This window comes from Pantoea sp. Morm (genome assembly GCF_016643525.1).
Lineage (GTDB): Bacteria > Pseudomonadota > Gammaproteobacteria > Enterobacterales > Enterobacteriaceae > Pantoea > Pantoea dispersa.
In genome coordinates, this window is the sequence record NZ_VOQX01000014.1 from 68,456 (window position 1) to 76,931 (window position 8,476).

5 protein-coding genes are annotated in these 8,476 nt (G+C 59.9%); 4 read left to right on the plus strand and 1 reads right to left on the minus strand.

All coding sequences use genetic code 11. The features are described from left to right. Nucleotides 1-24 precede the first annotated feature (24 nt). From FT726_RS07520 to FT726_RS07530, 3 genes are read left to right on the plus strand one after another with little or no spacing between them, the layout of a single operon-like run. On the plus strand, nucleotides 25-672 hold the full coding sequence (locus FT726_RS07520) for a YjbF family lipoprotein (RefSeq protein ID WP_058769991.1): 648 nt from the start codon (nucleotides 25-27) through the stop codon (nucleotides 670-672). After that, nucleotides 669-1,406 carry a capsule biosynthesis GfcC family protein gene (locus tag FT726_RS07525; protein ID WP_346302632.1) on the plus strand — a complete coding sequence of 246 codons (738 nt, stop codon included), beginning with the start codon at nucleotides 669-671 and terminating at the stop codon, nucleotides 1,404-1,406. The genes FT726_RS07520 and FT726_RS07525 overlap by 4 nt, the downstream gene beginning before the upstream one ends. Further along, complete coding sequence (locus FT726_RS07530) at nucleotides 1,406-3,496, plus strand: YjbH domain-containing protein (RefSeq protein ID WP_346302633.1); 2,091 nt, start codon at nucleotides 1,406-1,408, stop codon at nucleotides 3,494-3,496. The genes FT726_RS07525 and FT726_RS07530 overlap by 1 nt, the downstream gene beginning before the upstream one ends. Nucleotides 3,497-3,630: 134 nt before the next feature. Here FT726_RS07530 and metH read toward each other — a convergent pair whose 3' ends face one another. Beyond that, complete coding sequence (gene metH, locus FT726_RS07535; RefSeq protein WP_346302634.1) at nucleotides 3,631-7,314, minus strand: methionine synthase; 3,684 nt, start codon at nucleotides 7,312-7,314, stop codon at nucleotides 3,631-3,633. Between the two features lie 197 nt (nucleotides 7,315-7,511). Here metH and iclR point away from each other — a divergent pair, with 197 nt between their 5' ends. Next, nucleotides 7,512-8,342, plus strand: a complete 831-nt coding sequence (gene iclR / locus FT726_RS07540) for a glyoxylate bypass operon transcriptional repressor IclR (protein WP_282996251.1) — start codon at nucleotides 7,512-7,514, stop codon at nucleotides 8,340-8,342. Nucleotides 8,343-8,476: the final 134 nt, after the last annotated feature.

Below are 8,476 nucleotides of genomic sequence, written 5' to 3' on the forward strand. Positions count from 1 at the left end.
CCTCTATTGAGACAGGGATACACAGTGCGCCGACTCTCTTTGCTGCTTCTTTGCCTGTTGCTGCAGGCTTGCACACAAACGCAAAAAGGCCTCGAACAGACCGTGATGCTCGCCATCAGCGGTCCGGACGATGTCACCGTCAGCGATGAACAAATCGCTACTCTGCCCTATGCCAGCCTGTATGCGCGCGTCGATAACGGTCCGCGCATCTTTGTGGTGTTGGGCTACCTGGAAAACGGCCAGCAGAAATGGGTAACCCAGGATAAAGCCATGCTGGTGATGCAGCACGGCCGCCTGGTGAAAACCCTCGGCCTGCGCGACAACCTGCAGGCCGTCAGTAACCTGGCGCAGGATCCGCTGGCCGATGGGCTGCGGCTGCAAAATGGCGCGCAGTGGACGCGCGTCGTGCAGTGGCGCGAGCAGGACAACGTGCGCGCCGCCACCGCCCACTCCACCTTTCAGCGCGGCGACGATGAAGTGCTGAACCTCGCCGGCGAGCGGGTGCCCTGCCGCGTCTGGCACGAAACGGTAGAGATGGAGAGCCCCGGCGTCAGCTGGCAGAACACCTTCTGGATCGATAACCGCGACGGTACGGTGCTGCAGGCGCAGCAGATGCTGGCGGCTGACCAGTTCCCGATTGCAACCACCCTTCTGAAGCCGGCGAAATCATGAAAAAAATCAATTCTTTGCTGGCGGCACTCGCCCTCGCGGCGGCCAGCCACGCGCTGGCGGATAGCCAGGTGACGGTACACCCTGCGCACGATCAGCGCAGTTTCCAGATCGATCATGCCAGCACGCTGAGCGAACTGGTAACGAACCCGGCGCTGCACAGCTGGTGGCCGGGCACGGTGATTGCCGAACGCGGTGCGACCGCCGTGGCGCAGCAGCAGCACGCTCAGCTGCTCGCGGATCTGCGCGCCTGGCAGGCCGACAGCGGTACTTCACTGGCCGCAACCATCGGCAGCGTAATTCAGCAGCTCAGCGCCCTGCAGGTTACCGGGCGCCAGTTTACTTCGCTCGATCCCGACTGGGTGCGGCTGCGTCCGGAAGCCAACCGTAAACTGCAGGGCAGCTACGACCTGTACATCGTGGCAGCGCCGACGCAGGTACGGGTGATGGGCGCACTCAGCCATCCCGGCAGTGAGAGCTGGCAGCCAGGACGCACGGTGCGTGACTACCTCGCGCCGCATGCGCGTTTATCGGGTGCCGAGCGCAGCGTGGCCACGGTGATTGCGCCGTCAGGTGAGACGCAGCAGGTGCCGATCGCTTACTGGAATCAGCGGCATGTTGAAGTTGAGCCTGGCAGCACCATCTGGCTGGGCTTTTCCACATGGAGCCTGCCCTGGGGCCAGCCTGATTTGAATGCGCGCATGCTTTCCGTTCTGACTCACCGGATGCCAGACTGATGAAAAAACAATTACTCCTCAGCCTGTTGGCTGCTTCTGTCGCCGCCGCATGCCAGGTGCAGGCGGAAACCTGGCCGGAACCGGTCGGTCCTTCACAATCTGATTTTGGCGGCGTGGGCCTGATGCAAACGCCGACTGCGCGCATGGCAAATGAGGGCGAATTTAGCCTGAACTTCCGCGATAATGATCAATATCGCTACTATTCTGCGTCATTGCAGCTGTTCCCATGGCTGGAAACCACGGTGCGCTATACCGACGTACGCACCCGCCGCTACAGTGCGGTGGAAGGCTTCAGCGGTAACCAGAGCTATAAAGACAAAGCCTTCGACCTGAAACTGCGCCTGTGGCAGGAGAGCTTCTGGCTGCCGGAAGTGGCGGTCGGTTCGCGCGATTTGGGCGGTACCGGCCTGTTCGACAGTGAATATCTGGTGGCGAGTAAAGCCTGGGGACCGTTTGATTTCAGTCTCGGGCTGGGCTGGGGCTATCTCGGCAACAGCGGCACCATCAAAAACCCGTTCTGCTCCTACAGCGATAGCTTCTGCAGCCGCACCGGCGGCGGTTCGGCGGGTTCCATTAACGGCTCGCAGATGTTCCACGGTCCGGCGGCACTGTTTGGTGGCATCGAATACCAGACGCCGTGGCAGCCGCTGCGTCTCAAGCTGGAGTATGAAGGCAACGATTATCAGGACGATTTTGCCGGCAGGCTGGAGCAGCGCAGTAAGGTCAACGTTGGCGCAATCTATCGCCTTACCGACTGGGCGGATATCAACGCCAGCTACGAGCGCGGCAATACCTTTATGTTTGGCGTGACCGTGCGCACCAACTTTAATTCGTTACACCAGTCGCACCTTGATAGCGCAAAACCGGCTTATCAGCCACAGCCGCAGGGCGATCTGCTGCAGCCGACGGTGGTCGCTAATCAGCTTACCGATCTGAAATACAATGCCGGACTGGATGGTCCGCGCATCCAGACCAAAGGCCGCACGCTATACGTTTCCGGTGAGCAGACTAAATATCGCGACACGCGCGAAGGCGTTGACCGCGCTAACCGCATTATCATGAACAATCTGCCGGCTGGCATTGATACGATTGAAGTCACCGAGTCGCGCTTTAACATGCCGCAGGTCACCACGCGCACCGATGTGGTCAGCCTGAATAACGAACTGCGCGGCTATCCGCTCGGCCACGAGCAGCCGCTGCAGCAGACGCGTGAAGAACCGATCGATCCGGGCACCACCGAACAGGGCTATTTCATCCGTAAGGATCGCCTCAACTACAGCCTGTCGCCGGTGCTGAACCAGTCGGTCGGCGGCCCGGAAAGCTTCTACATGTATCAGCTCGGCGTAATGGGCAATGTCGATTACTGGCTGACCGATCACTGGCTGATTGGCGGCAGCCTGTTTGGCAACATCGCCAACAACTATGACAAGTTCAACTACAACGGCGCGCCAGCCGACTCGACGCTGCCGCGCGTGCGCACCCACATTCGCGACTACGTGGAGAACAACGTTTACGTGAATGATCTGCAGGCCAACTACATGCGCTATCTCGGCAATGGCTTCTACGGCCAGGTGTACGGTGGCTATCTGGAAACCATGTATGGCGGCGTGGGCGGCGAGCTGTTGTATCGCCCGGTGGACAGCAACTGGGCTTTCGGTCTCGATGCGAACTACGTGAAGCAGCGTGACTGGGACAACATGATGCAGTTCACCGACTATAAGGCGCCGACCGGGCACCTTACCGCTTACTGGCGTCCGTGGTTCATGCAGGATGTGCTGGTGAAAGCCAGCGTCGGTGAATATCTGGCGAAGGACAAAGGGGTCACGCTGGATGTGTCGAAGCGCTTTGACAGCGGCGTGATGGTCGGCTTCTACGCCACCAAAACCAACGTGTCAGCCGAAGCGTATGGCGAAGGGGATTTCACCAAAGGTTTCTATATTTCGATTCCGATGGATCTGTTTACCGTCACGCCAACCCGTGGCCGTGCGCAGGTGAACTGGGTGCCGCTGACGCGTGACGGTGGTCAGATGCTGGGCCGTAAGTACCAGCTGTACGATCTGACCGCCGATCGCGATGCGCGTTTTAATTAAATTGCAGCGCGGGGTTAAACCCGCGCCATTTAACGGTGCGCATTAATGCGCACCCTACGTGAACCATGTAGGGTCGCCATTGATGGCGACCGCCTGCCAGCATTTCATTGCGCGCGCTCTGCGCCGGCAATTCATCAATCCGCGTCGTAGCCTAAATTCGGTGCCAGCCAGCGCTCGACGTCGCTGACGCTCATGCCTTTACGCGCCGCGTAATCTTCCACCTGGTCGCGCTGAATCTGCGCCACGGCGAAATATTTACTCTCCGGATGACTAAAATACCAGCCGGACACCGCGGCACCGGGCCACATGGCAAAGGATTCGGTCAGCTTCATGCCGGTGTGATGCTCCACATCCAGCAGCTGCCAGATTTGTGCCTTCTCAGTGTGTTCCGGACAGGCCGGATAGCCCGGCGCCGGACGAATGCCCTGGTAATTTTCGCGAATCAGCTCGGCATTGCTGAGATTTTCATGGGCGGCATAGCCCCAGATCACCTTACGCACGCGCTCATGCAGGTATTCGGCAAACGCCTCCGCCAGGCGATCCGCCACCGCTTTCACCATGATTTTGTTGTAATCATCGTGTTGCTGGTCGAACGCCGCCGCCAGCGCATCCTCCTCCAGCCCGCCGGTGACGGCAAACGCGCCGAGATAATCTGCTTTACCACTGGATTTCGGCGCCACGAAGTCCGCCAGACAGTAGTTGGCAAAGTCGGTTTTTTCCGTTTGCTGACGCAAATGATGACTGACGCACAGCACCTCGCGCCGGGTCTCGTCACGGTAGATTTCAATGTCGTCGCCAACCCGGTTAGCCGGGAAAATACCGACCACGCCGCGCGGCCTGAGCGTACCCTGCGCGCTGAGGTTGTCCAGCATCGCATTGGCATCGGCAAACAGCCGCGTGGCTTCTTCGCCCACCACCTCATCTTCCAAAATGCGCGGATATTTGCCGGCCAGCGACCAGGTCATAAAAAACGGCGTCCAGTCAATGTAGTTGCGCAGCGTATCGATACTGGCCTCCACTGCGCTGACGCCGGTACGATGCGCCACCGGTGGCGTGTAACGTTGCCAGTCAATGACGTAATGATTATCGCGCGCGGCCTGCAGCGTGACCGGCGGCGTGCGCGGCTTTTTACGCGCGTGCTGAATCCGCACGGTCTCGTACTCCTTGCGCGTGCGCGCTACGAACGCCTCTTTCAGCGTGGGCGACAGCAGCGATGAGACCACGCCGACGGTGCGCGAGGCGTTCTGCACATAGACCGTCGGGCCGCTGTAATTCTGCTCAATCTTCACCGCCGTGTGCGCTTTCGAGGTGGTGGCCCCGCCAATCAGCAGCGGCAGCGTAAAGCCCTGGCGCTCCATCTCTTTCGCCACGTTCACCATCTCGTCGAGCGACGGGGTAATCAGGCCGGAAAGTCCGATGATGTCGGCGTTTTCCTCACGCGCGGTTTTCAGGATTTTGTCGCCCGGCACCATCACGCCCAGGTCGATGATTTCGTAGTTGTTACACTGCAACACCACGCCAACAATATTTTTGCCGATGTCGTGCACGTCGCCTTTTACCGTCGCCAGCACGATTTTACCGTTGCTGCGGCCGGCCTCTTTGCTCGCCTGGATAAAGGGTTCGAGGTAGGCCACCGCCTGCTTCATCACGCGCGCCGATTTCACCACCTGCGGCAGGAACATTTTGCCCTCGCCAAACAGATCGCCGACCACATTCATGCCGGACATCAGCGGCCCTTCAATGACTTCAATCGGCCGTGCCGCGGCCTGGCGCGCCTCTTCGGTGTCCTGCTCGATAAACTCGGTGATGCCTTTCACCAGCGAATATTCCAGCCGCTTCACCACGTCCCAGCTGCGCCATTCGGCCTGCTGCTTGTCCTGCTCACCCTCGCCTTTGTTGCCGCGATACTTCTCCGCCAGCGCCAGCAGTCGCTCGGTGCCATCGTCGCGCCGGTTGAGGATCACGTCCTCAACCGCATCGCGCAGCTCCGCCGGCAGATCGTCATAAATCGCCAGCTGACCGGCGTTGACGATGCCCATGTCCATGCCGTTGCGGATGGCATAGTAGAGGAACACCGCGTGAATCGCCTCGCGCACCGGTTCGTTACCGCGGAACGAGAACGACACGTTGGAGACGCCGCCGGAGATCATCGCGTGCGGCAGTTCGCGTTTGATGTCTTCACAGGCACCGATGAAATCCATCGCGTAGTTGTTGTGCTCTTCGATGCCGGTAGCCACGGCAAAGATATTGGGGTCGAAAATGATGTCTTCCGGCGGGAAACCGACCTCTTCGGTGAGAATGTGGTAGGCGCGGCGGCAGATCTCAATTTTGCGCGCGCGGGTGTCCGCCTGGCCAACTTCGTCGAACGCCATCACCACCACCGCCGCGCCGTAGCGCCGCACTTTGCGCGCGTGCGCAATAAACGGCTCGACGCCCTCTTTCATCGAGATGGAGTTGACGATGCCTTTGCCCTGAATGCACTGCAGACCTTTCTCAATCACCTCCCATTTCGAGGAGTCGATCATGATCGGCACACGCGCAATATCCGGCTCACCGGCAATCAGGTTGAGAAAGCGCACCATGGCCGCTTCCGCATCCAGCATGCCTTCATCCATATTGATATCGATAATCTGCGCGCCGTTTTCCACCTGCTGGCGCGCCACGTCCAGCGCTTCGTTGTACTTCTCTTCTTTAATCAGGCGCTTAAATTTGGCCGAGCCGGTCACGTTAGTGCGCTCACCCACGTTGACGAACAGTGAATCGGCCTGAATATTGAGCGGTTCGAGGCCAGACAAACGGCAGGCGACGGCTATTTCCGGCAGCGGCCGCGGTGGCACGCCCTCGACCGCTGCCGCCATCGCCGCAATGTGCTGCGGCGTGGTGCCACAGCAGCCACCAATAATGTTGAGGAAACCGGCGCGCGCCCACTCGCCAATCTGCGCCGCCATCGTCGCCGCATCAAGGTCATATTCGCCGAAGGCATTTGGCAGACCGGCGTTGGGGTGGGCGCTGACATAGCCTTCCGCAATGCGCGACAGCTCCTGCACATACTGGCGCAGTTCGTCCGGGCCAAGCGCGCAGTTGAGGCCGAACGACAGCGGCTCCGCGTGGCGCAGTGAGTTGTAGAATCCTTCCGTGGTCTGGCCGGAGAGCGTACGGCCTGACGCATCGGTAATGGTGCCGGAGATCATCAGCGGCAGCGTCACGCCCATCGCTTCCATCTCACTCTGTACCGCATAGATCGCCGCTTTGGCATTCAGGGTATCGAACACCGTTTCGATCATGATGATGTCAGCACCGCCGCTAATCAGCGCATGGGTCGATTCGCGGTAGGCGTCCACCAGCTGATTGAAGGTGATGTTACGAAACGCGGGATCGTTGACGTCAGGCGAGATCGAGCAGGTGCGGTTGGTCGGGCCGAGCACGCCAGCAACGTAGCGCGGGCGATCGGGCGTTTTTGCCGTCCACGCGTCGGCGCAGGCGCGCGCCAGTTTCGCCGCTTCGAAGTTGATCTCCGCCGACAGCGCGGCCATTTCATAGTCGGCCATGGCAATCGGGGTGGCGTTGAAGGTGTTGGTTTCGAGAATATCCGCACCAGCCGCCAGGTAAGCATCGTGGATTTCGCGAATGACGTCCGGCTTACTCAGCACCAGCAGGTCATTATTGCCCTTCACATCGCACGGCCAGTCAGCGAAGCGGCTGCCGCGGAAATCCTGCTCATCCAGTTTGTAACTCTGGATCATGGTGCCCATGCCACCGTCCAGAATCATGATGCGTTGTGCCAGCTGCTGCTGTAGCGTTGCGGTTATATTGCTCACTCTTGCCCCATCCACGTCATTGCGTTGGCTAAATGCCAGCCAGTCATACTGGCACAACTTTACGATGAGCAAAAGTCACTCCGGGTGTGGCCTCTGGCGATAAAATGGTCAGCAGATCCGACCAGTCAGCCAGGGTTTGCATTCATGCTGTTAAAAACGAAAATGGTTTCCATACCTGCAATGACTGTGGAGATGTTATGGCAACCCCTGCGCCCGCGAAACGCGGCAAAAAACCCCGTACGGCACCGGCTGCCAGCGCACCAGCCGGTGGCCAGGTGCAGTCCCTGACGCGTGGCCTGCGTTTGCTGGAGCTGATTGCCGAATCACACGGTAGCGTGGCCCTGACCGAACTGGCACAGCAGGCCGGGCTTCCCAACTCCACCACCCATCGCCTGCTGACCACCATGCAGCAGCAGGGATTTGTGCATCAGGTAGGCGACCTTGGGCTGTGGACTATCGGTGCTCATGCCTTTGTGGTGGGCAGCAGCTTTTTGCAAAGCCGCAATCTGCTGGCGATTGTGCACCCGATTCTGCGCCGGCTGATGGAAGAAGCCGGCGAAACCGTGAATCTGGCGGTACTGGATCTGAGTGATTATCAGGCGGTGATTATTGACCAGGTACAGTGCACCCAGCTGATGCGCATGTCAGCGCCGATTGGCGGCAAGTTGCCGATGCATGCGTCCGGTGCCGGCAAAGCGTTTCTCGCTCACCTCAGCGATGAGCAGGTCACCGCTCTGCTGCACCAGAAGGGATTGCATCACTACACGCCGAAAACCCTGATGTCGCCACACAGCCTGAAAGAGAATCTGGCGCTGATCCGCAAGATGGGCTTTTCTCACGATGATGAGGAACACGCGCTCGGCCTGCGCTGCGTGGCGGCACCGATTTATGATGAACACGGTGAGCCGTTTGCCGCCATCTCCATCTCCGGCCCGCTGGCGCGCATGACCGACGACCGCATTACCGAGCTCGGGGCGCTGGTGATCCGCGCGGCGAAACAGGTGACGCTGAGCTACGCCGGCCGCTAGGCGGCCACTGACGCGTAGCGCGCGCTGAAACGCTGTCCGGCGCGCCACGCCATCACCTCTTCAATATGCCCGGCACGGATCCGCGCCTGCAGCGCGCGCCACCAGCCGGGATCGAACAACTGCGGATGCAGCGC